Annotated in this window: 17 protein-coding genes; 11 read left to right on the forward strand and 6 right to left on the reverse strand. The window is 72.6% G+C overall.

Annotated features, from left to right (window positions below):
* The first annotated feature begins 238 nt into the window (after window positions 1-238).
* Window positions 239-1,180, forward strand: coding sequence for a cell envelope lipid trafficking protein PgfA (gene pgfA, locus H4W80_RS42865; RefSeq protein ID WP_192790289.1), 942 nt, complete (start codon window positions 239-241; stop codon window positions 1,178-1,180).
* Between the two features lie 125 nt (window positions 1,181-1,305).
* A complete protein-coding gene (locus H4W80_RS42870) occupies window positions 1,306-2,412 on the forward strand; it encodes an NAD(P)H-dependent flavin oxidoreductase (protein ID WP_192790290.1) in 1,107 nt (368 codons plus the stop codon).
* Here the strand turns inward: H4W80_RS42870 and H4W80_RS42875 are convergent.
* Window positions 2,409-3,218, reverse strand: coding sequence for a crotonase/enoyl-CoA hydratase family protein (locus tag H4W80_RS42875; RefSeq protein WP_192790291.1), 810 nt, complete (start codon window positions 3,216-3,218; stop codon window positions 2,409-2,411). The genes H4W80_RS42870 and H4W80_RS42875 overlap by 4 nt on opposite strands.
* A gap of 220 nt (window positions 3,219-3,438) precedes the next feature.
* Here H4W80_RS42875 and H4W80_RS42880 point away from each other — a divergent pair, with 220 nt between their 5' ends.
* From H4W80_RS42880 to H4W80_RS42900, 5 genes are read left to right on the forward strand one after another with little or no spacing between them, the layout of a single operon-like run.
* Window positions 3,439-4,989 (forward strand): acyl-CoA synthetase, encoded by a 1,551-nt coding sequence (locus tag H4W80_RS42880; protein WP_192790292.1) that lies wholly within the window; start codon window positions 3,439-3,441, stop codon window positions 4,987-4,989.
* Window positions 4,979-5,878, forward strand: coding sequence for a Zn-ribbon domain-containing OB-fold protein (locus H4W80_RS42885; RefSeq protein ID WP_318787314.1), 900 nt, complete (start codon window positions 4,979-4,981; stop codon window positions 5,876-5,878). Before H4W80_RS42880 ends, H4W80_RS42885 begins: the two co-directional genes overlap by 11 nt.
* Window positions 5,875-6,894 carry a thiolase domain-containing protein gene (locus tag H4W80_RS42890; RefSeq protein WP_192790293.1) on the forward strand — a complete coding sequence of 340 codons (1,020 nt, stop codon included), beginning with the start codon at window positions 5,875-5,877 and terminating at the stop codon, window positions 6,892-6,894. Before H4W80_RS42885 ends, H4W80_RS42890 begins: the two co-directional genes overlap by 4 nt.
* A gap of 1 nt (window position 6,895) precedes the next feature.
* The gene (locus H4W80_RS42895) at window positions 6,896-8,044 is read left to right on the forward strand and encodes a thiolase domain-containing protein (RefSeq protein WP_192790294.1); all 1,149 of its coding nucleotides are present in this window, start codon (window positions 6,896-6,898) and stop codon (window positions 8,042-8,044) included.
* Window positions 8,044-9,630 carry an acyl-CoA synthetase gene (locus H4W80_RS42900; protein ID WP_192790295.1) on the forward strand — a complete coding sequence of 529 codons (1,587 nt, stop codon included), beginning with the start codon at window positions 8,044-8,046 and terminating at the stop codon, window positions 9,628-9,630. Before H4W80_RS42895 ends, H4W80_RS42900 begins: the two co-directional genes overlap by 1 nt.
* On the opposite strand, the gene H4W80_RS42905 is transcribed toward H4W80_RS42900, so the two are convergent.
* The 3 genes from H4W80_RS42905 to H4W80_RS42915 form a co-directional block, all read right to left on the reverse strand.
* Window positions 9,627-16,253, reverse strand: coding sequence for a tetratricopeptide repeat protein (locus tag H4W80_RS42905; RefSeq protein WP_192790296.1), 6,627 nt, complete (start codon window positions 16,251-16,253; stop codon window positions 9,627-9,629). The genes H4W80_RS42900 and H4W80_RS42905 overlap by 4 nt on opposite strands.
* An 87-nt stretch (window positions 16,254-16,340) precedes the next feature.
* Complete coding sequence (locus tag H4W80_RS42910; RefSeq protein WP_192790297.1) at window positions 16,341-16,967, reverse strand: LysE family translocator; 627 nt, start codon at window positions 16,965-16,967, stop codon at window positions 16,341-16,343.
* Window positions 16,968-16,971: 4 nt separating this feature from the next.
* Window positions 16,972-17,850 (reverse strand): LysR family transcriptional regulator, encoded by an 879-nt coding sequence (locus tag H4W80_RS42915; RefSeq protein ID WP_192790298.1) that lies wholly within the window; start codon window positions 17,848-17,850, stop codon window positions 16,972-16,974.
* Window positions 17,851-17,960: 110 nt separating this feature from the next.
* Here H4W80_RS42915 and H4W80_RS42920 point away from each other — a divergent pair, with 110 nt between their 5' ends.
* Window positions 17,961-18,485: a cysteine dioxygenase family protein gene (locus tag H4W80_RS42920; RefSeq protein WP_192790299.1), complete on the forward strand. Its 525-nt coding sequence runs from the start codon at window positions 17,961-17,963 to the stop codon at window positions 18,483-18,485.
* A gap of 86 nt (window positions 18,486-18,571) precedes the next feature.
* Here H4W80_RS42920 and H4W80_RS42925 read toward each other — a convergent pair whose 3' ends face one another.
* Window positions 18,572-19,222 carry an alpha/beta fold hydrolase gene (locus H4W80_RS42925; protein ID WP_192790300.1) on the reverse strand — a complete coding sequence of 217 codons (651 nt, stop codon included), beginning with the start codon at window positions 19,220-19,222 and terminating at the stop codon, window positions 18,572-18,574.
* Window positions 19,223-19,291: 69 nt separating this feature from the next.
* Here H4W80_RS42925 and H4W80_RS42930 point away from each other — a divergent pair, with 69 nt between their 5' ends.
* Window positions 19,292-19,876, forward strand: a complete 585-nt coding sequence (locus H4W80_RS42930) for an ArsR/SmtB family transcription factor (protein WP_192790301.1) — start codon at window positions 19,292-19,294, stop codon at window positions 19,874-19,876.
* 14 nt (window positions 19,877-19,890) lie between these two features.
* Entirely contained in the window at window positions 19,891-20,094 is a 204-nt protein-coding gene (locus H4W80_RS42935) for a hypothetical protein (protein WP_192790302.1), read from the forward strand.
* On the opposite strand, the gene H4W80_RS42940 is transcribed toward H4W80_RS42935, so the two are convergent.
* A complete protein-coding gene (locus H4W80_RS42940) occupies window positions 20,088-20,486 on the reverse strand; it encodes an ester cyclase (RefSeq protein ID WP_192790303.1) in 399 nt (132 codons plus the stop codon). The genes H4W80_RS42935 and H4W80_RS42940 overlap by 7 nt on opposite strands.
* 86 nt (window positions 20,487-20,572) lie before the next feature.
* Between H4W80_RS42940 and H4W80_RS42945 the strand changes: the two genes are divergently transcribed.
* Window positions 20,573-21,106, forward strand: coding sequence for a TetR/AcrR family transcriptional regulator (locus tag H4W80_RS42945; RefSeq protein WP_192790304.1), 534 nt, complete (start codon window positions 20,573-20,575; stop codon window positions 21,104-21,106).
* Window positions 21,107-21,122: the final 16 nt, after the last annotated feature.

Raw genomic sequence — 21,122 nt, forward strand, 5'->3', positions numbered from 1 at the left:
CTGGGTACAGGCAATCGGCGGATGACGTCAAGAGAGGGGGCGGGCAACCGGCGGAACGTTGCCGTCCGTAGAACATGTTCCGATTTGTTACCCCGATGTGGCTGTCAAGACGTCTCGGCGGATGCTACTTTCCAGTAACGATCATGTTACGTACATCACACGCGCGACTTGATGTCCGGGGGGCGGGGCGCTGAGTATGTAACCGGTTCTCGCACCTTCGACGCCAGGAGGATCTTGAATGCAGCGCACACCTGTACTCGTTCTCGTCGCCGTTGGTGCGTTTCTGGTCGTTCTCGCGGGGATGGTCAGATTCTGGGCGGCGGACCGGATCATCTCCGCGCCGGCGGACCAGTACAACACCGTCGAGCTCGAGGCCCCGTCGTCCCAGTACTTCTCCGTCGCCGACGGCAAGGTGCTGACCGCCAACCTCAAGATGCTGGTCACCACCCGCGGCGACGTCTCGCAGGCCACCGACTCGCGCGTCGTGTGGGACGAGTTCACCGTGGTGGACGACGTCACCAACAACAAGCCGCAGATCAACATCTCCGAGCGGCGCAGCGCCTTCGACCGGCACACCGGCGTGGGCATCAACTGCTGCGGGGTGAGCGTCAACAAGGAGCCCGTGACCCTTCAGGGGCAGATCTACCTGTTCCCCTTCGGCACGGAGAAGAAGACCTACAAGTACTTCAACCAGACGGCCAAGCGCGCCTTCGACGCGACGTTCGTCGGCGAGGACACCGTGGACGGGCTGCCCGTCTACAAGTTCCAGCTCAAGGTGCCCCCGACCAAGATCGCGACGCTGAGCGCCCCCGCCTCGATGATGGGGATGACCGGGACCGGTGACGTCCAGGTCGACCGCTGGTACGAGGGCGTGGACACGTACTGGGTCGAGCCCACCAGCGGCGCGCCGGTCAAGCAGGAAGTGAGCAGGAACGAGACGCTCAAGAGCCAGGATGGGGTCGAGCGGGCCAAGGCCCTGGTCGCCACCGCCTCCTTCACCCCGAAGACCGTCTCCGACCTGGTGGCCACGGCCAGGGACGCCAAGAACCAGATCACCCTGGTGAAGACCACGATCCCCATCACGCTGCTGGCGGCGGGGCTGCTCGCGTTCGCGGTCGCGCTGGCGTTCGCCCGCCGCCGTGAGCCGCGCCCCGTGGTCAAGGAGCCGGTCGGCGCGTAAGCCCTGGAACAGGTTGCAGTTCGGCCCGGCTGGCCGTGAAGGGCCGGGCCGAGCTCATTACTAGAGCAAAGGTTCTAGGGTAGAACGCGTTGCAGTTCGCTGGTTTCGCGGCTTATCGTCGGCTCATGCGGACACGTGTCACGGACATGTTCGGAATCGAGCTCCCGATCTTCGCCTTCAGCCACTGCAGGGACGTGGTCGCGGCCGTGAGCCGCGCCGGCGGCATGGGTGTGCTCGGCGCGCTCTACTTCACCCCCGAGGAGCTCGAGACCGAGCTCAAGTGGATCGACGACCACGTGGACGGCAAGCCGTACGGCGTGGACGTCGTCATGCCCGCCTCCTACGAGGGCGCCGACTTCGCGCCCGAGGAGCTGGTGGGCCGCCTGCAGTCGATGATCCCCGACGGCCACCGGGGGTTCGTCGAGAACCTCCTGGCCAAGCACGGGGTGCCGCCGCTGTCGTCGGACGCCGACCCCGGCAAGGTGCTGCTCGGCTGGACGGACGCCACCGCGCGCCCGCAGGTCGAGGTCGCCCTGCGGCACCCCATCGCGCTGCTGGCCAACGCGCTCGGCCCGCCCCCCGCCGACGTGGTGGACCTCGCCCACGCGCACGGGGTCAAGGTCGCCGCCCTGGCCTCCACGCCCCGGCACGCGCTCAAGCAGGTGGAGGTCGGCGTGGACGTCGTGGTCGCCCAGGGCACCGAGGCCGGCGGCCACACGGGCGAGATCTCCACCATGGTGCTGATCCCGCAGGTGGTGGACGCGGTGGACGTGCCCGTCCTGGCCGCCGGCGGCATCGGCAACGGCCGCCAGATGGCGGCGGGGATGGCGCTGGGCGCCGAGGGCGTCTGGACCGGCTCGCTCTGGCTCACGGTCGAGGAGGCCGACACCCCGGAGATGGCCAAGCGCCGCATCCTGGAGGCCACCTCCCGCGACACGGTCCGCTCGCGCAGCTGGACCGGCAAGCCCGCGCGGCTGCTCAAGAACGCCTGGACGGAGGCGTGGGAGTCGGAGGAGTCGCCCGGCACGCTGCCGATGCCCCTGCAGTTCATGCTGGTGTCGGACGCCCTGCGGCGCATCGGCCGCTCCGACGTGTCGGACCTGGCCACCTTCCCGGCCGGCCAGGTCATCGGCCTCACCAACCAGGTCCGCTCGACCAAGGACGTCATGTTCGGCCTGGTGGAGGAGTACGGTGAGGCGCTCGAACGGCTGGAGCGCCTCACCGGCGACTAGCGCGCGTGGTAGGTCGGGGGGCGCTTCTCGCGGAAGGCCCGGGTGCCCTCCTTGGCGTCCTCCGACCCGATCACCGGCCAGCCGATCTCGTCCGACACCTTCAGCGCCTCCGGCTCCGGCATGCCCAGCGTGTCCCGGTACGTGCGCAGGATCGCCTGCACGGAGAGCGGCCCCGAGGCGGCGACGTCCTCGGCCAGCTCCCGGGCCGAGGCCAGCGCCTGGCCGTCGGGGACCACGCGGTTGACCAGCCCCATGGACAGCGCCTCCGCCGCCATGATCGGGCGGCCGGTCAGGAGGAGGTCCATGGCGTGGCAGTACGGGATCTGCCGGGGCAGGCGTACGGCGCTGCCGCCCATGGGGAAGAGCGCGCGCTTGGCCTCGAACAGCCCCAGCGTGGCCGACTCCGCCACCACCCGCAGGTCCGTCCCCACCAGCAGCTCGGTGCCGCCGGCCACCGCGTAGCCCTCGACCGCGCTGATGATCGGCTTGGTGGGCGGCTCCTCCCTGAGCAGGCCCTTCCAGTGGAAGTTGGGGATCTGCGCGGCCCTGGCCTGGACCTCCGGGTCCGTGGAGGGCTGCCCCATGGCCTTGAGGTCGGCCCCCGCGCAGAACGTGCCCTCCGCGCCCGTCAGGATCGCCACCCGGATCCCGGCCTCGGCCGACGCGTACGCCCATGCCGAGGCCAGGCCGATCAGCATGTCCGAGGAGAGCGCGTTGCGCGCCTCCGGCCGGTTCATGGTGACGATCAGGACATGGCCGTCTCGTTCGATCCGGCAGTGGGGAGTGCTGATCGGCAGGAGCTCCACGTACGCCTCCGGAGTGTCTAATCAAGCGCTTGCTACGAACTTCGGCCCCAGGATACGCTCCCAGCAGCAAACGAGAACAGGTTCCTGTTTTGCGCGCGCCGCGAGGGAGCGCCGTCGTCTGGAGGAGCGGCGGGAGCGGAGCGACCAGAGCGGGGGAAGGCGACGGCATCAAGGGCGACCGAGCCCGCTTCACGGAGTGAAGCCATGAGAAGGAGTGCGGATGGGCACGCTCGGTTTCTGGAGGCTCGCGCAGGCGGATCCCGAGTGGATCGCGGCGGTGGACCCCGACGGCACGGAGCATCGGGCGGGTGATCTGCTCGCCCGCGCCAACCGCCTCGTCCACGGCTTACGCGAGCTCGGGCTCCAGCCCGGCGACGGCATCTGCGGCCTGGTGCCGAACGGCGCGGACGGGCTCGTGCTGTATCTCGCCGCCATGCAGGCCGGCTGGTACTACACCCCGGTCAACTGGCATCTGACCGGCCCCGAGATCGCGTACATCGTCTCCGACAGCGAGGCCAAGGCGTTCTTCGTGCACCCCCGCTACCTGGGGGAGGGCGCCAGGGCGGCCGAGGCCATCGAGCCGCACCGCCGCTTCCTCCTCGGGGAGGACAAGGCGGACGGCTTCCGCCAGGTGAGCGAGCTGACCGAGGGCCGGCCGGACACCGCCCCCGCGGACCGCACCGCGGGCGCCACCATGCACTACACCTCGGGCACGACCGGCAAGCCCAAAGGCGTCAAGCGCCGCCTGAACGGCCTCGATCCGGACGACTCCGCGGAGCTCATGACGTTCCTGCTCGGGCTGTTCGGCATCACCCCGGGCCGCCCCAACGCCCACCTGATCACCTCCCCGAACTACCACACCGCGGTGACCCAGTTCGGCGGCACCGCGCTGCACATGGGACACACGCTCGTCTACATGGACAAGTGGGACGCCGAAGAGCTGCTCCGGCTCTGCGAGCGCCACGGCGTCACGAACTCCCACCTCGTCCCGACCCACTTCAAGCGGCTGCTCGCGCTGCCGGAGGAGACCCGGGCCAGGTACGACCTGTCCTCGCTCAAGTGGATGATCCACGCCGCCGCCCCCTGTCCGGTCCCGGTCAAGTGGGCGATGCTCGAGTGGTGGGGCGACTGCGTGTACGAGTACTACGCGGCCACCGAGGGCGGCGGCACCCTGGCCACGCCCGAGGACTGGAAGGCGCATCCGGGCACGGTCGGCAAGGCCTGGCCCATCAGCGAGCTGCTGATCGCCGACGATCAGGGCGAGCCCGTGCCGACCGGCACCGCCGGGACGATCTACATGAAGATGATGGGCGTCCCGTTCGAGTACAAGGGCGACCCCGCCAAGACCGCCGCGAACCGGCTCAAGGAGTACTTCACCGTCGGGGACATCGGATACCTGGACGAGGACGGCTTCCTCTACCTCTGCGACCGCAAGGCCGACATGATCATCTCCGGCGGGGCGAACATCTACCCGGCCGAGATCGAGAACGAGCTCATGATCCACCCGAAGGTGGCGGACGTGGCCGTGTTTGGCATCCCGGACGAGGAGTGGGGCGAGCAGATCAAGGCCGTGGTCGAGCCCGCGCCGGGCGTCGAACCCGGCCCCGAGCTGGCCCGCGAGCTGCTGGCCTCGCTGGAGGGCCGCCTGTCCAGGATGAAGTGGCCCAAGAGCGTCGACTTCATCGCCGAGATGCCCCGAGAGCCCAACGGCAAGCTGCTCAAACGCAAGCTCCGCGCCCCGTACTGGGAGGGACGAGACCGTGCCATCTGATCCGCTGGTCGCCCAGCACGTCCTGGAGTTCCCGGGCGGCTACACGAGAACCACAGGCCCCGTGATCGGCCGGTTCCTGAGCGAGTTGCGCGGCCGGCGCATCGTCGGGGTGCGGACGAACGAGGGCAAGGTGCTCGTGCCGCCCCTGGAGTACGACCCCGCGACCGGCGAGCCGGTGACCGCCGAGTACGTCGAGGTCGGCCCGGCAGGCACGGTCACCACCTGGGCGTGGGTGGACGAGCCGCTCGAAGGCCACCCGCTCGACCGCCCCTTCGCCTGGGCGCTGATCAAGCTGGACGGCGCCGACACCGCGCTGCTGCACGCCGTGGACGCGGGCAACGCCAAGGCGCTGGCCGTGGGCGCGCGCGTCTGGCCGGTCTGGAGCGACCGGCCCACCGGCCACATCCGCGACATCTCCCATTTCGCCCCCGAGGTCACGAAGATCGTCTCCAGCGTGCGCGCCGAATACCGCCTCCAGGCGGGCGGCGCGCTGCGCGTCTTCCTGGAGGGCGTCCGGCGCGGCGTCTTCCTCGGCGGGCGGTGCGAGAGCTGCGACAAGGTGTACGTGCCCTACCGCGCGTCCTGCCCCGAATGCGGAAGCGGCATCGCGGACACGCTCGAACTGCCCGACACCGGCACGATCACGACGTTCGCCATCAACAACCTGCCCGATCCCCGGGCGCCGCAGGTGCCGTTCGTGTCGGCGTACATCCTGCTCGACAACGCCGACATCCCCATGATCGCGCTCATCGGGGACGTACCCGCTCACGAGGTGCGCCAGGGCATGCGGGTCAGGGCGGTCTGGGTGCCGGAAAGCGAGCGTACGGCCTCAATGTCGAACATCCGCTGGTTCGCCCCCACCGGCGAGCCCGACGTGGAGCTGTCATGAGAGATGTCGCGATCGTCGCGTTCGCCCAGACCAGGCACACCGACCACGACGCCGGGCAGACCGAGCCCGAGCTGATCCTGCCCGTGATCGACGAGGTCAAGGAGCGCACCGGGCTCAAAAGGTTCGGCTTCACCTGCTCCGGCAGCTGCGACTACCTCGCGGGCGCCCCGTTCTCGTTCGTCTCGGCCCTCGACGCGCTGGGCGCCTGGCCGCCCATCTCGGAGAGCCACGTGGAGATGGACGGCGCGTGGGCCCTGTACGAGGCGTGGGTCCGGCTCCAGCACGGTGACATCGACTCGGCCCTGGTCTACGGGTTCGGCAAGTCGTCGCTCGGCGACCTGAACACGATCATGACGATCCAGCTCGACCCGTACTACCTGGCGCCCCTCGGCCTCGACCTGCTCTCCTACGCCGCGCTCCAGGCCGGCGCGGTCGGCGCGGACCGCAAGGAGCTCGACGAGATCGTCCGCAGGAGCCGGGCGGACGGGCGGGCCAACCCGTACGCGCTCGACCTGCCCGATCCGGACGGCGAGGACTTCGCGGTGCAACCGCTCAAGAAGACGGACGTGCCGCCCATCACGGACGGCGCGGCGGCGATCGTGCTCGCGGCCGGCGACCTGGCCCGGGAGCTGTGCCCGAACCCCGCCTACATCAGGGGCATCGCCCACCGCATCGAGCCCCACTACCTGGGCATGCGCGATCTGTCCACGTCGGCCTCCGCGGCCGACGCGGCGCGGGCGGCGGGGGTCGGCAAGGGGCCCGTCGAGGTGGCCGAGCTGCACGCCCAGTTCCCGCACGAGGAGATCATCCTGCGCCGCGCGCTGGAGCTGCCCGGCGAAACGGTGATCAACCCGTCCGGCGGGCCGCTGGCCGCCAACCCCGTCATGGCCACGGGCCTCATCCGCATCGGCGAGGCCGCGCGGCGCATCCTCGACGGCGACGCGAGCCGCACCGTCGGGCACGCCGCGGGCGGCCCCTGCCTGCAGCACAACCTCGTCACCGTATTGGAGGCCTGACATGGGCAACCGCTGTGCGGTCATCGGCGTCGGGCAGACGCACTACACGACCAAGCGCAGGGACGTGTCGATCGCCGGGCTGGTGCGCGAGGCGGCGCTGCGGGCGCTGGAGGACGCCGGGCTGTCGTTCAAGGACATCGACGCCGTGGTCATCGGCAAGGCGCCGGACCTGTTCGAGGGCGTGATGATGCCGGAGTCGTACCTGGCGGACGCCCTCGGCGCGGCGGGCAAGCCGATGATGCGGGTGCACACGGCGGGCAGCGTGGGCGGCTCCACGGCGCTGGTCGGCGCCAGCCTCATCCAGGGCGGCGTGCACGACCGGGTGCTCGTGGTGGCGTTCGAGAAGCAGTCGGAGTCCAACGCCACCTGGGCGCTGTCCACGCACCTGCCGTTCAGCGCGTCGCTGGTCGTGGGCGCGGGCGGCTACTTCGCGCCGCACATCCGCGAGTACATGCGCAGATCGGGCGCGCCCGATCACATCGGGACGCTGGTGGCGGTCAAGGACAGGCTCAACGCGCTCAAGAACCCGTACGCGCACCTCAAGATCCCCGGCATCGACCAGAAGATGGTCGAGTCCACGCCGATGTTGTGGGAGCCGATCCGCTACCTGGAGACCTGCCCGTCCAGCGACGGCGCCTGCGCGATGGTGCTGTCGTCCGAGTCGAAGGTCACCGGCACCCCGGCCTGGGTACACGGCACCGCCATGCGCTCCGAGCCGATCTTCCGCGCCGGGCGCGACACGGTCAGCCCGCAGGCGGGCAAGGACTGCGCGGCCGACGTCTACAGCCAGGCCGGCATCACCGACCCCCGGCGGCAGATCGACGTGGCCGAGACGTACGTGCCGTTCTCCTGGTACGAGCCGATGTGGCTGGAGAACCTGGGGTTCGCGGCGGACGGGGAGGGATGGAAGCTCACCGAGTCGGGCGCGACGGCGCTCGACGGCGACACCCCGTGGAACGCCTCGGGCGGGGTGCTGTCGAGCAACCCGATCGGGGCGTCGGGACTGATCAGGTTCGCCGAGGCCGCGCTGCAGGTGCGCGGGATGGCGGGCGAGCACCAAGTGGACGGCGCCCGCACGGCGCTCGGCCACGCCTACGGCGGGGGAGCCCAGTTCTTCGCGATGTGGATCGTCGGACGGGAGAGACCCTGATGGAGTTCAACCACGCTGACCTGTTCGAAGGGCTCGCCGACGCGATCGGGGACAGGACCGCCGTCGTCTGCGGCTCGGACCGGCGCACCTACGCCGAGCTGGAGGCCGAGTCGAACCGGCTCGCCCACTACCTCATGGACCTGGGCGTCCAGCCCGGCCAGCACGTCGGCCTCCACCTCTACAACGGCATCGAGTACGTGGCGGGCCTGCTGGCCGCGCTGAAGATCCGGGCCGTGCCGATCAACGTCAACTACCGTTACGTCGAGTCCGAGCTGCTCTACCTCTACCGCGACGCCGACCTCCGGGCGCTGGTCTACGACGTGGAGTTCGACGCGCGGGTGGCCGCCGTGGCGGACCGGGCGCCGCTGCTGGAGCACCTGATCTCGGTGGGCGGGCCGTCGGCGATCGGCGCGGCGGTGCCGTACGAGACCGCCCTGGAGCGCGGCCGGCCGGAACGCGGCTTCCCGGCGCGCTCGGGCAACGACGTCTACATCATCTACACCGGCGGCACCACGGGCATGCCCAAGGGGGCGATGTGGCGCGTCGAGGACCTGTTCATGGCCTTCGGCGGCGGCAACCCGTACGGCGAGCCGCGCGCCACCCCGCACGAGGTGATCGACGAGGCCGTCAAGGCCGGCCCCCTGGTCATGATGGCCGCGGCGCCCCTGATGCACGGGGCCGCGCAGATGGCCACGTTCATCGCCTGGTGGATGGGCGCGACCATGGTGTACGTGCGCAAGTTCGACGCCGAGGACGTGTGGCGGGCGGTCGAGCGCGAGCGCGTGGTCACCATGAACATCACCGGCGACGCCATGGCCAGGCCCCTGGCCGAGGCGCTGGAGAAGGGCCGTTACGACGTCTCGTCGCTGTTCGTGATCAGCTCGACCGGGGCGATCCTGTCAGGCGCGGTACGCGACCGGCTCCAGAAGGCGCTCCCGAACATCGGGATCCTGGACAACTTCGGCTCCACCGAGTCCGGCTTCACCGCCTCCGGCGTGTCCGGCTCCTCGCCGGAGAAGGGCCTGCGCTACCAGCCGAACTCCGTGCTCAAGCTGGCCGTCCTCGACGAGCGGCACCGTCCCGTCGAGCCCGGCTCCGGGCAGCTCGGGACCGTGGCCAGGGCCGGGCGGGTGGCGTTCGGCTACTACAACGACCCCGACAAGACGGCCCGTACGTTCGTCACCGACGCGGACGGCACCCGCTGGCTGCTGACCGGCGACCTGGCGACCGTGGACACCGACGGGACCGTGAACGTGTTCGGCCGCGGCTCGCAGTGCATCAACACCGGCGGGGAGAAGGTGTTCCCCGAGGAGGTCGAGGCGGTGCTCAAGGGGCATCCGTCGGTGTTCGACGCGGTGGTGACCGGGGTGCCGGACGAGCGGTGGGGCAACCGGGTGGCGGCCGTGGTGGAGCCGCGGCCGGGCGTCGAGGTTACGGCCGAGGAGCTGGACGGGCACTGCAGGACGCTGCTGTCGGGGTACAAGGTGCCTCGTACGTACGCGTTCGTGGAGCAGATGGTGCGCTCGCCGGCGGGCAAGGCCGACTACCGGTGGGCCCGCGAGACGGTCCAGGCGAGCGGCGCTTAGAGCCGCTGCAGTTCCTCCTCGATCGCCGCCGTCTCGTCGCGCCTGCCGGCCTTCTCCAGCAGCTTCAACCTGCCCCGCAGCACGTCACGGAGCAGGTCGGCGACGCCGTCGTGGGCCGTCAGGTCCCGCAGCAGCCCCGCGGAGACCCGCAGCGCCGCGTCGGCGGCGTCGTCCCTGCCCAGCTCCTGCTGGCACAGGCCGAGCCGGGCGTGCGCCACGGCCCTGGACAGCTCGTCCCTGGTCACCTGCGTGGCGCGGTGGAAGACGAGCCCCGCCTCCAGCGCCCGGCCCGCCTCCATGAGCGCGTCGCCCAGCATGAGCATCGCCCTGGACAGCAGCTCGCGCTGCGTCGGGTTCCCCTGGCCGGAGCGCCGCTCCACGGCGCTCCCCGGGCCGAACCGCTCCAGCGCCGCCACCGCCTCCCGCAGCGGCTGGATCGCCTCGGCGGCCAGGTTCCGCATCCTGAGCGCGGAGGCCAGCGTGAGGCAGGCGCCCGCCCGGCTGGTGTGCAGGGCCTGCGCGTTCATGCCGGTGGTCAGCAGCTCGTCGTAGATGCCGATGGCCTCCCTGGCCCTGGCCTCGGCCTCGGTCCCCTCGTCCAGCCCGAGCAGGGGCAGCAGCTCCGAGCTCTGCGCCAGGGAGTCGGCGAGTACGGCCCGGTACGTGAGATCGTCCGGCGACCGCCTGGCCCACGGGATCAGCTCCTCGACGAGCGCGTCGGCCTCGGCGAGCTCGCCGCGCATCATGTGGCAGCGGACGAGCCGCTGGGTGGCCAGGGCGTGCTTGAGCGTGCCCGGCGGCTGTCCGGCGGCGGCGATCCCGGCGTACTCGGCGGCCTCCTCCGGCCGCCCGGCGGCCAGCAGGTCGTCGGCGATCAGCGCGGCGGTCTCGGCGGCCTCCCCCTGCTCCGACAGCTCCGTGTAGAGCCGCAACGCCTCCATGAGGTGCGCCGACGCCTCCTGCTCCCTGCCACAGGCCCGCAGCGCCTGCCCGCGCACCTGGACCGCCTGAGCCCGCACGCGGCGCAGCTCCGGCCCGGCTCCCGGGGCCCGGTCCAGTTCGGCTTCCGGGGCCCGGTCCAGCTCGGCCAGGGACCAGGTGATCGCCTCCAGGGCGGCTTGGGGGCGATCGAGCATGGCCAGGGCGGTGCCGAGCCGGGCGTACGTGACGGCGGCCACGGCCGGGTCGTCCAGCTCGTCACAGAGGTCGGCGGCCCGCTCGCAGTGCGCCAGCGCCTCGACGGGGCGGCCCTGTTCGAGCAGCAGGACGGCGTAGCGGTTGAGGACGTCCGCCAGCGCGCCGCCCGGCTGCCCGGCGAGGAGATGGACGGCCTGCTCCAGGACGGCGGGCTCGGCCTGGCCGGGCAGCCGGGCGAGCGCGGCCAGCGCCAGGCCGAGCCGCCCGCGGTGCTCACCGGAGAAGGCGGCCGGCCCACGCTGGATCCGCACGGCCAACTCCGCACACACCACCGCCACGCCTTCCCGCGCCCTGCCTTCCGGGGCCGCGCCCTCCCTCGCCACGCCTTCCTTCGCCGCGCCTTCCTTCGCCACGCCTTCCTTCGCGGTCGCCCCCAGCCGCGTCAGGCAACGCCCGTACCGGTCGTGCATCTCGACGCCGCCACCGCTGCTCAGCGGCACCTCCCGCTCCAGCGCGTCCGTGAACGACGCGAGCGACGCAAGCAGCTCGGCCGGGTCGCCCGGGAAGCCGGAGACCTCCTCGATGACCGTTCCGAGCACGTCCGTCCCGGGAAGTGGCCGGGTGTCGAGCATCCGGCGGTAGAGGGCGACGCCCGCGGCCGGTCCTTCCTCCTCGACCCGCATCCTGGCCAGCCGCGCGAGGGCCCGCAGGTGCACGCCGGCGAGCTCCGGCGGCGGCGGGTCGGTCATCAGCTCGACGCCCTCGGACAGCTTCGGCCGGGCCGCGCCGGGTTCGTCCAGCTCGGCCAGGCACAGGCCGGCGAGCTCCAGGCAGGCGGCGGTGAGCACCCGGTCGTCCGCCGGCGTCACGACATCGAGGGCCCGGGTAGCCGACTGGAGTGCGCCTTCGACGTCCTGCCCGGCGAAGCGGGCGCCACCCTGCAGGCACAGCGCCCCGGCGAGGGCGGACGTGGCCGCGAGCCCTTCCGACACGAGCCCGTCGTACAGCTCGACCAGCCGGTCGGCGGCCGCCTGCGCCCCGGCCCGGGGCAGCGCGGTGGTCTCCAGGATCAGCAGTTCGGCCAGCTCCGTACGGAACACGACGCTCGTCTCGGCCATCGGCTCGTAGGACTCGATGGCGGTGCGCAGGTGCGGCCTGGCCTCCTCGGCCCGCCCCAGCCCCACGAGCGCCCTGCCGAGCGCCGCCGCCACCATCCCCACGGCGATCGCGTGCGGCCGCTCCGGCCCGGGCTCGCGCTGCGGCGCGTCCGGTACGGGGTGGCGGCGCAGCAGCTCGGCGGCCTGCGTCGCGAGCACGAGCCCGTCCCCGGCCCGGCCCGCGTCCGTCCAGGCCCGGGCGAGCACGGCCTGCGCGGAGATGTAGGCATGGATCTCCGGCGTGCCACCCGCCTCGGCGGCCCGCCGGCACTCCACCAGTCGCCGCTCCGCACTGACCACGGCCTCCTCCGACCGCGAGGTCACCAGCTCCAACAGCCACGGCCGCCCACCCACGCGACCGGCCGCGGGCTCCGGTTGCCACGGTCGGTCACCCGTCCGGCCGGTCTCCGGCTCCGGCCGCCACGGCTGGCCATCCGCGCGGCCGGCTGCCGGATCTGGGCGGCCCGCCCGTGCCCGCGCCTCGGAGGCGTGCAGGACGGGGGAGCCGTCCTCGGCCGTCAGGTCCTCGGGGCTCAGCCCGTCATACAGCTCGGCGGCGAGCTCCAGCTGCGCCCGGCCGTCGGCGGACCGTCCGAGCTCGTCCAGGCAGAGGCCGAGCAGCCGCCTGGCCCGCGCCTGCGTGGCCGGGCGCCGGTCGGCCGCCACGCTCATGGCCTCCTGCAACGGTGCCAGCGCCGCCTCCGGCCGGTCGTCTACCAGCAGCAGCTCGCCCAGCTCCAGCAGCTGCCGGGTAAGGGCGTGACCGTGCTCGTCGGGCTCCAGGGCGACCAGGGCACGCAGGTTGCGTACAGCTTCGGCGGCGGACCGCGCGGCGGCGTCCAGGTCGTCCAGCCGCGCATGGAGCCCGGCCAGCAGCCCGGCGGCGTCGGCGAGCATGGATCGCAGGCCGGGTTCCTGGGCGGCGAGGCCGCGCAGCCGTACGACGGCCTCCGAGGCGGGGACGACCGCGTCGGCCGGCCTGCCCTGCCCTTCGAGCCAGGCGGCCAGGAGGTGCAGGTGGTGGGCCAGGTCCGCGTTCGTGGGGGCCACGCTCTTGACGGCCGTGGTGGCGGCGACGGCGAGGCAGGCGGCCAGCTCGGGCAGCGCACCGCCCTGCTCCTCCTCGAACGGCACCAGCGGCCCGGGCACCGGCACCGCCGTCCCCGCAGGCGGCGCCACAGCCGGGACGGCGAGCGCGCCGTGTGGTGGTGCGACGGTCGGGATGGGGAGCGTGCCGTGTGGTGGTGCGACGGGCGGGATGGGGAGCGTGCCGTGTGGTGGCGTGACGGGCGGGATGGGGAGCGCGCCGTGAGGTGGCGTGACGGGCGGGACGGGGAGCGCGCCGGAGGGTGGAGTCACGGTCGGGACGCCGCGCGTGCCTGGGGGTGGCGCCACGGTCGGTGCGGCGAGCAACCGCATCGGCGGCGTGTCGCCCGGCTGGAACCCGGCTCCCGGTGGCGGCGGGAAGGCCGGCCCAGGGCGCGCACCCGGTTGGGTCGGCTCGGGGCGCACGGCCCGTTGGGACGGCTCGGGGCGCACACCCGGATGGGACGGCTCGGGGCCCAGGCCCCGTTGGGACGGCTCGGGACGCAGGCCCGGTTGCGTGGTCGGCTCGGGTCCTGGCCACGTGGTGAAGGACGACGGTCCCGGTCGCGGGGTGACGGACGGTCGAGGGGATGCGGAGGCGAGTGCCGCCAGGTGCGCCGCGGCGACCGGGTCACCGCCCGCCGCCTCGAACGCCGCCACGGCCTCCTCCAGCCGCCCCAGCTCCAGCAGCGCGCACGCGACATTGTGGTGCGCCCGCGCCGCCTCCGCCGCGTACCCCGGGTCCTCCTCGGCCAGGATGCGGAACCTGGTCGCCGCCTCCTGCGCGGGCTTGAGCGCCGAACCGGCCTCGCCCGCCAGCAGCAGGCACGACCCCAGGCTGAACAGCGCCTCCGCCCGCCCGGCCGCCGCCTCGTACGGGGGAGCGGCCGCGTAGATCTCGACGGCCTCCGCCGCCGCCACGACCGCCTCGCCGGCCCGCCCGACGGCCACCAGCCGCCCGGACAGCCAGGTCAACCCGGCGGCGAGCGCGATCCGGTCGCCGCCCGCCCGGCGGTGCCGTACGGCCAGCTCGCCGAGGGTGACGTGCAACGCCCGCAGCCCCAGCGCCGCGCCCCGCTCGCTCTCCAGCAGGCCGGACGCGGCCTCGGCGAGGTCGCGGTCGGCGGGGAACAGCGTGAGCGCGGCGTTGAGCAGGTCCCCGAGCCGGGTGGCGGGGTTCGCGGCGGCCTCGGTGACCATCGCGCCGATCCTGGCCCCGACCAGGGAGCGCAGCGCCGACCCGACCCGCGCCCGGTCGGCGGACAGGCGCAGGACGTGCAGCAGGTGGACGAGGTGGTGGACCGTGCGGCCCTCGTGGTCGTGGAGGGCGAGCACGAGCTCGTCCAGGCCCTCCGTCTCGGCCAGGAGCTCCTCGGCCACCAGGTCGGGGCCCAGCTCGCCGCTCGGGAAGACGGTGGCCAGCCAGCGGGCCGCGTTCGCGGTGTGGCCGTGGAGGCCGGTCCCGCCACGCAGCCCGGGTACGGCCGTCAGCAGCCCCGGCAGCTCGGCGGGCGTCGGCGCGGTGAGCGTGAGCACCGCCACGGCCTGGCGTGCCGTCACGTCGTCCACGCGTTCGTGCTCGGCGGGCCAGACCCGCGCCCACTGGTCGCTCTCCCGCGCCAGGAACCGGTGGAGCAGCCCGCCGCCGTGCGGCCGCATCGGCTGCGTGCGCAGGTCGGCGTCGCGTGCGTGCGCGGGCGGTTCGCCGTCGCGGGCGGGCGTGGGGCGCTCGTCGTCGCACAGCCGGAGCAGGGCGGCCAGGTGGACGTGGAGCGGGAGGCCGTACTCGGGGTCGTCGAGGCGCGGCGGGGCGGGCAGCGCGGCCCGGCTGGGGGCGAAGGCCGTCATGGCGGCGAGGGCGTGGTCCGTGCGCTCCGCCAGGGTGAGCGGGTGGGCGTTGAGCTGGACCGTCGTGGAGGTGAGCCGTCTCAGCCAGCCGCCGGCCGCCGTGTCGAGCCGCCGCCACCAGTCCGCCTCGCCGAGCTCCCTGGCCAGCAGCAGGAGCCGTACGCGAGGGTTGCGCCCGTGCTTGGCCAGGCGCCGTACCAGCTCGCCCACCAGGGGCGGGGACGGGTCAGGATGGTCGACCACGAGCAGGGTCGGGCGTAACGCCTCCAGCGCCCGGCTGGTCAGCGGGCCGCCGGCGGAGTCCAGCGGCAGGAACCCGGTGTCCCACCCGGCCTCGGCCAGCTCCACGCAGAGCTCGCCCGCCAGCCTCGTCTTGCCCGTGCCGCTCCGGCCGGTCAGCACCGCGATCGACAGGGCGGCCGGTTCGGCGGCCCACGCGCGCAGGTCCGCCAGCTGCTCGTCCCTCCCCAGGAACGGCACCACCGCGTGCCGCGCCATCAGCAGCGTCCAGTCCGAGCAGTCCTGGGGGAGCCGCTCGCGGGCGGGGGTCAGGAGGCCGGCGAGGATCACCGAGGGGTCGTCCTCCGCCACGGTCTCCAGCCGGCCGGGCGCCACCCCCGCCAGCTCGCAGAACCGTTCGTCGCCCAGCAGCGCGGTCGCGGGCACCGCGTCCAGGTGGTGCGGCGCGGTCCCGGGCACCGCGTCCGGGCGGTGCGGCGCGGCCCCGGGCGGGCCGGCGGCGACCACGCCGATGATCTGCCCGGCCGGCTCGGCGAGCAGAACGGCGCCCGCCAGACCCCGCGTGAGCGCCCCGGCCGGCTCAGCGACCAGCGCGCCGGGCGGCGACCCAGGCAGCGCGACGGGGGGCGACTCGCGCGGCGACTCGCGCGGCGACCCGGGCGGCGACCCGGGCGGCGATTCGGGTGCCGGGCTCAGCACGCTGACCGTCAGGACCTTCGACACCGCGCCGGTGGGGGCGTCGACCAGGCCCGTCACGGTCTCCGCGTCCCGGAACCCGGCCCGTCGCCCCAGCCACGGGAATCCTCTGGCCACGCAGCGCACCCTGAAGCCCGCCGACGCGCCGGAGGAGGCGGCCACCCTGGCCCAGCGGACGTGTTCGATGCCGGGGAGGCCGGCCCAGGGTGCTCCGGCGACCCGCAGGAGCACCGCGCCCGCCCCGCCGCGCCCGCGCCACACCTGCTCGGCCTCGGCCCAGTGGCCCGAATCGGCCGCGCGTACCCGGCACGGCAGGCCGGGGGCCACGACCAGGCCAGAGGTCAGCACCAGATCGGCGCCGATCGCATAGCCGGAGCCGGTCACGCCGACGAGGTCGTCGTGACCCGAGTAGACCTCGACGACCCGTTCGAGCCCGAGGCGGTGCGGTGGCGTGTCCATGAGGTCCGCCTCTTAGCTACGTCCCGACGTGCCGTCTCCCTGATCTGATCTCACTATCGCACTATGAGCCAGAAATTTCCTGGCTTGTCAGGCCTTCTCGGTTGTGAGCCAGGCGGCCAGCCCGAGGTAGACCAGCCCGCTGCCCACGTTCAGGCGGCGGCGCGCACGGGCGGACCCGCGCAGCCGGCCCGCCAGCATCGAGGAGAGCATCGCGTACGCGCCGTCGGACACCATCCCCAGCACCAGCCACAGCATCCCGAACAGCAGGATCTGCGGGCCGACGGGCCCCACGCCCGGGTCGGTGAACAGCGGCAGGAAGGTCAGGAAGAAGAGGGCCGTCTTGGGGTTGAGGACGTTCACCACGAAGCCCTCCCAGAACAGCCGCCGCTTCGACTGCACCCGCAGCTCCAGGACCTGCTCGCCCTTTTCGCGCTGCATCAGCTTGCGTACGCCGAGCCAGAGCAGGTACGCCACGCCCACGTACTTCACGATGGTGAACGCCGTGGCGGAGGCCGCCAGCAGCGCGCTGAGGCCCAGCGCCGCCGCCGCGATGTGGACGAGCGAGCCCGTGTGCACGCCGAGCACCGAGACCACGCCCGCGGCACGGCCCTGGGAGACGCTCCGGGTGACGATGTAGAGGACCGCCGGTCCGGGGATCACGAGCAGGGCGAGAGTGGCCGCGCAGAAGGCCGCGAGAGTCGAAATTTCCGGCATGAGGTCATCGTAGGGGCGGCGTCAAAAGACTTTCCCGCAGCGCCGCCAGCAGCGCCTCCGTGGCCGGTGGGTGGGGCGGCTCGCCGTAGACGGCGGCGTACACGTGCCGGGTCGAGCCGGGCACCTCGGCCACCTGCACGTCCGGGTTGCGGTGGGCCCGCAGCGCCAGCCCGGGCAGCATGGTCAGGCCCAGCCCGGCCGCCACCAGGGCCTGCACGGCCACGATGTCGTCGCTGGTGAACGAGATCTGCGGGGTGAATCCCGCCTTCTCGCAGATGTCCAGGAGATGGCTCCTGCACCGGTCGCACCCCGCGATCCAGGCCGAGCCCGCGTGGTCGGCCAGCTCGCCCGCCGGACCCCTGGCCACCAGGTAGCTGGGGTCGTCGAGGAGGTGGACCGTGCGGATGTCGCCGTCCTCGGGTGCGGTGTCGTCGTACCGGAAGATCACGGCCACGTCCACCCGCCCGGACCGCAGCAGCCTGAGCGCCTCCGGCGGCTCGATCTCGGTGAGCTGCAGGCGCAGCCCGGGGTGGGCGGCCGACAGCAGCCCCGCCGCCTTCGGGATGAACGTGCCCAGCGCCGAGGGGAACGCGGCCAGCCGTACGCGCCCGGAACGCAGGCCCACGTGCGCGGCGAGCTCCTCGGCGGTGGCGTCGAGGCGGCCGATGATCTCCGCGGCCCGCTCGGCGAGCAGCCGGCCGGCCTCCGTGAGCCTGACGCCGCGCCCGACGCGCTGGACGAGCCGGGCCCCGGTCTCGGCCTCCAGCCGGGCCAGGTGGTGGCTGACCGAGGGCTGCGAGTAGTGGAGCTCTTTGGCGGCCGCGGTCAGCGAGCCCTTGCGGGCGACCGCGACGAGAACGCGAAGGCGCACGACATCCAGCATTCATCGATCGTATCTATGAATAGGCCAAAGAACTTCTGTTGGACCTATCGGTTGAGGTGTAGCACCGTAGAGAGGGAAGGATGATTGCCCGCTTTCCCTAGGGGGACACCATGAATATGGCCACCGCCGCGAGACCCGGGCTGGACGCCCTCGTGACCGGCATCTCCGCGATCGTGGCGCAGCGGCTCGATCGCGCCCGGACCGCGTTCGCCGTCGCGGACCTGCTGCGCGGCCGGCTTCCCGGGCTCGACATCCTCACGCCAGGCGAGCGCGAGGGCTCGCCCGACGGTTACGTGTCCCAAGTGCTCCACGGCGAGGAGGACTTCTCCATCGTGAGCGTCGTGTGGCGGCCCGGCCAGGAGACGCAGATCCACGACCACGTGTCGTGGTGCGCGTTCGGCATCATCAGCGGGATCGAGCACGAGACGCTCTACCGCGACATGGGCGACCATCTGGTCGAGATCGGGCGGACCGACAACCGGCCCGGCGAGGTGAGCGGGTTCGCGCCGCCCGGTGACATCCACAAGGTCCGCAACACCAGCGGCGAGGTGGGGCTGTCGATCCACGTCTACGGGGCGAACGTGGCCCGGCTCGGCAGCAGCGTGCGCCGCTCCTACGACCTCCCGGTGAGGTAGCCCTCCAGACGCGTCTACGACCTCCCGGTGGGGTAGCCCTCCAGACGCGTCTACGACCTCCCGGTGGGGTAGCCCGGCAGGCGCGGCTACGGCCTGCCGGTGAGGTAGCCCTCCAGGCGGTCGGCCAGCTCCTTCGGCCGGGCCAGCATGGGGGCGTGGCCGCCGTCGATCTCGTCGGGCGTGATGCCCAGCCGGTCGCGTACGACCCCGCGCATGAAATCGGGCGTGAAGAACCGGTCGTCGCGGCACAGCAGGAACCTCGTCGGCACGTCGGGCCACGCCTCCAGCGGCCACGGCTCTCCCATGGCCTTGTCCGCGTGGTCCCGTGACCTGGTCAGCAGTTCCTCGGCCACGTCCTTGGGAACGTCGTGCAGGAACATGCCGATCGGGTCGGACATGTCCTTCGAGCCGAACCCCGTGTTGCCCCACCAGTCGGACGGCGGCTCGCCGGGGGCCGGGATCATGGCCGTGACCAGCACCAGGAGGTCGGCCGGCGTGCGGGCGCAGACGAGCGGTCCGACGAAGCCGCCCCACGAGTGCGCCACGACGACCAGGTCACGCCGGCCCCCGACCGCCTCCACCACCGCGTCGGCGTAGTCGAGCAGGCCGGCGGACTCGTCCTCGACCGGAAGGCTCACCGCCACGGCGTCGTGCCCGCGCTCGCGCAGCTCGGGCTCCAGCAGATGCCAGTCCCACGCGGACCCGCCGCCGCCGTGGATCAGTGCGAACGTCGCCATGCCCCACACCCTACTCCTCGGTGCGCAAATTTATTTGCGCAAATTTTCTTTCGCATCTACGGTGGTTCCATGGCCACCGAAGAGAGTCGTCGCATCAAGGACCTCGACACGCTCAAGGCGTTGGGGCATCCGCTGCGCATGAAGCTCTACCGCGCGCTCAAGGTGACGGGCGCCGCCACCGCCTCCCAGCTCGCCGACCAGGTCGACGAGGCCGTCTCGCTGGTCAGCTACCACCTGCGCAAGCTGGCCGCGCACGGCCTCATCGAGGAGGCGCAGGCGCGCGGCGACGCGCGGGAGCGCTGGTGGCGGCCGGCGGACGACGGCATCAGCACCAGGGAGGAGGACTTTCGCGACTCCCCCGAGAGCGCGGCCGTCCACTCCGCGGTGACACGCATCTATGCCCGCCAGCGTAACGAGATGTACGAGAGCTACCTCGACACCCAGCATGCCTGGCCCGGCGACTGGCGTAACGCGGCCTTCAGCTCTGAGCAGGTCCTCTCGCTGACGGCAGAGGAGCTTCAGCAGTTGGACGGCGAGATCAACGAGGTCGTCGGGAAGTGGCGGGCGCGCGGGAAGGCCGCTCGCGAGGCGGGCGACGTCGAGGGCCGCGAGAACGTGGCGGTGCACACGTACGGCTTCCCGTTCCGGACCTGACCGAGGAGAGTGCGATGTATCCGGAGTTGTACCTGTACGTGGAGCGGGCACGAGCCCGCGAGCTGCGGGCTTATGCGCGGCGGCACGCCCGGACGGGCGAGCCGCGGGCCGGTGCGGAGCGCCGCCGCCCGGGCGGTTCGGCGGTCCGCGCCCTGGAGGTGCGCCTGGGCTGGGTGCTGGTGGAGGCGGGCCTGCGGCTGGTGCACCGGTATCACTGATCCAGGCCGAGCTGGTGGCGCATCGCCACGGAGTCCCTGATCGCCCAGTGCTCGACGATCCGGCCGTCCCTGACGCGGATCATGTCCATTCCCCGCACCTCGTAGCGGCGCCCCGACGCGGTGTGCGTGCCGCGGCTGAGGTAGACGTTGGTCGACAGGTCATCGGTGCAGATGTTCTGCTCCACCGTGACGGACATGTCATGAAAGCCCGTGCCGCCGGACAGGGCCCGTTCCCACTTCTCCCTCCACGCCGCCAGGCCGTGGTGGTCGCCGTCCGAGCCGCCCCGGTGGTCGATCACGCCGGGGTCGACGAGCGCCAGTCCCTCGTCGATCCGCCCGGCCCCGTAGAGCTCGACGATACGCCGATGTACGTCGCCTGCCGTCGCTGCCATCCTGCCTCCCGCGTTAAGTGGGGAACTCCCCGTTTAGTTGGCATGGCTAGGCTAGACGGGGAGTTCCCCATTTAGCAAGGAGACGGATGGGATCGCGTCCTCGCCGGGCGGATGCGCAGCGCAACTACGACCGGCTGCTGGCCGCGGCCGCGCAGGTCTTCGCCGAACGCGGCACCGACGCGCCGCTCGACGACGTGGCCCGCCGGGCCGGAGTCGGCAACGCCACCATGTACCGACATTTCCCCACCCGTACGGATCTGCTGGTCGCCGTCTACGCGGACGAGGTCGCCCAGCTGTGCGCGCGCGGCCAGAGCCTGTCGGCCGCCGGGCCGCCGGCGCAGGCGCTGCACGAATGGCTGCGGCTCTTCATGGACCACATCGCCTCCAAGCGCGACCTGGCCCTCGCGGTCACCGGCGACAGCGGCGCCACCGCACTGGTGGCGCAGTGGCACGCGTCCATGCTCGCCACGGCCTCGGGCCTGCTGGACGCGGCCAGACAGGCGGGAGCCGTACGGGCGGATCTCGACGTACGCGACCTGCTGACGCTGGTCAGAGGCATCGCGCTGGCCGCCGCGGACCGTACCCAGGCCGACCGCCTCCTGAAGCTGATCGACCGCTGAACCCGGCGCCCCCGAC

The sequence above is a fragment of the Nonomuraea angiospora genome (assembly GCF_014873145.1).
Classification (GTDB): domain Bacteria; phylum Actinomycetota; class Actinomycetes; order Streptosporangiales; family Streptosporangiaceae; genus Nonomuraea; species Nonomuraea angiospora.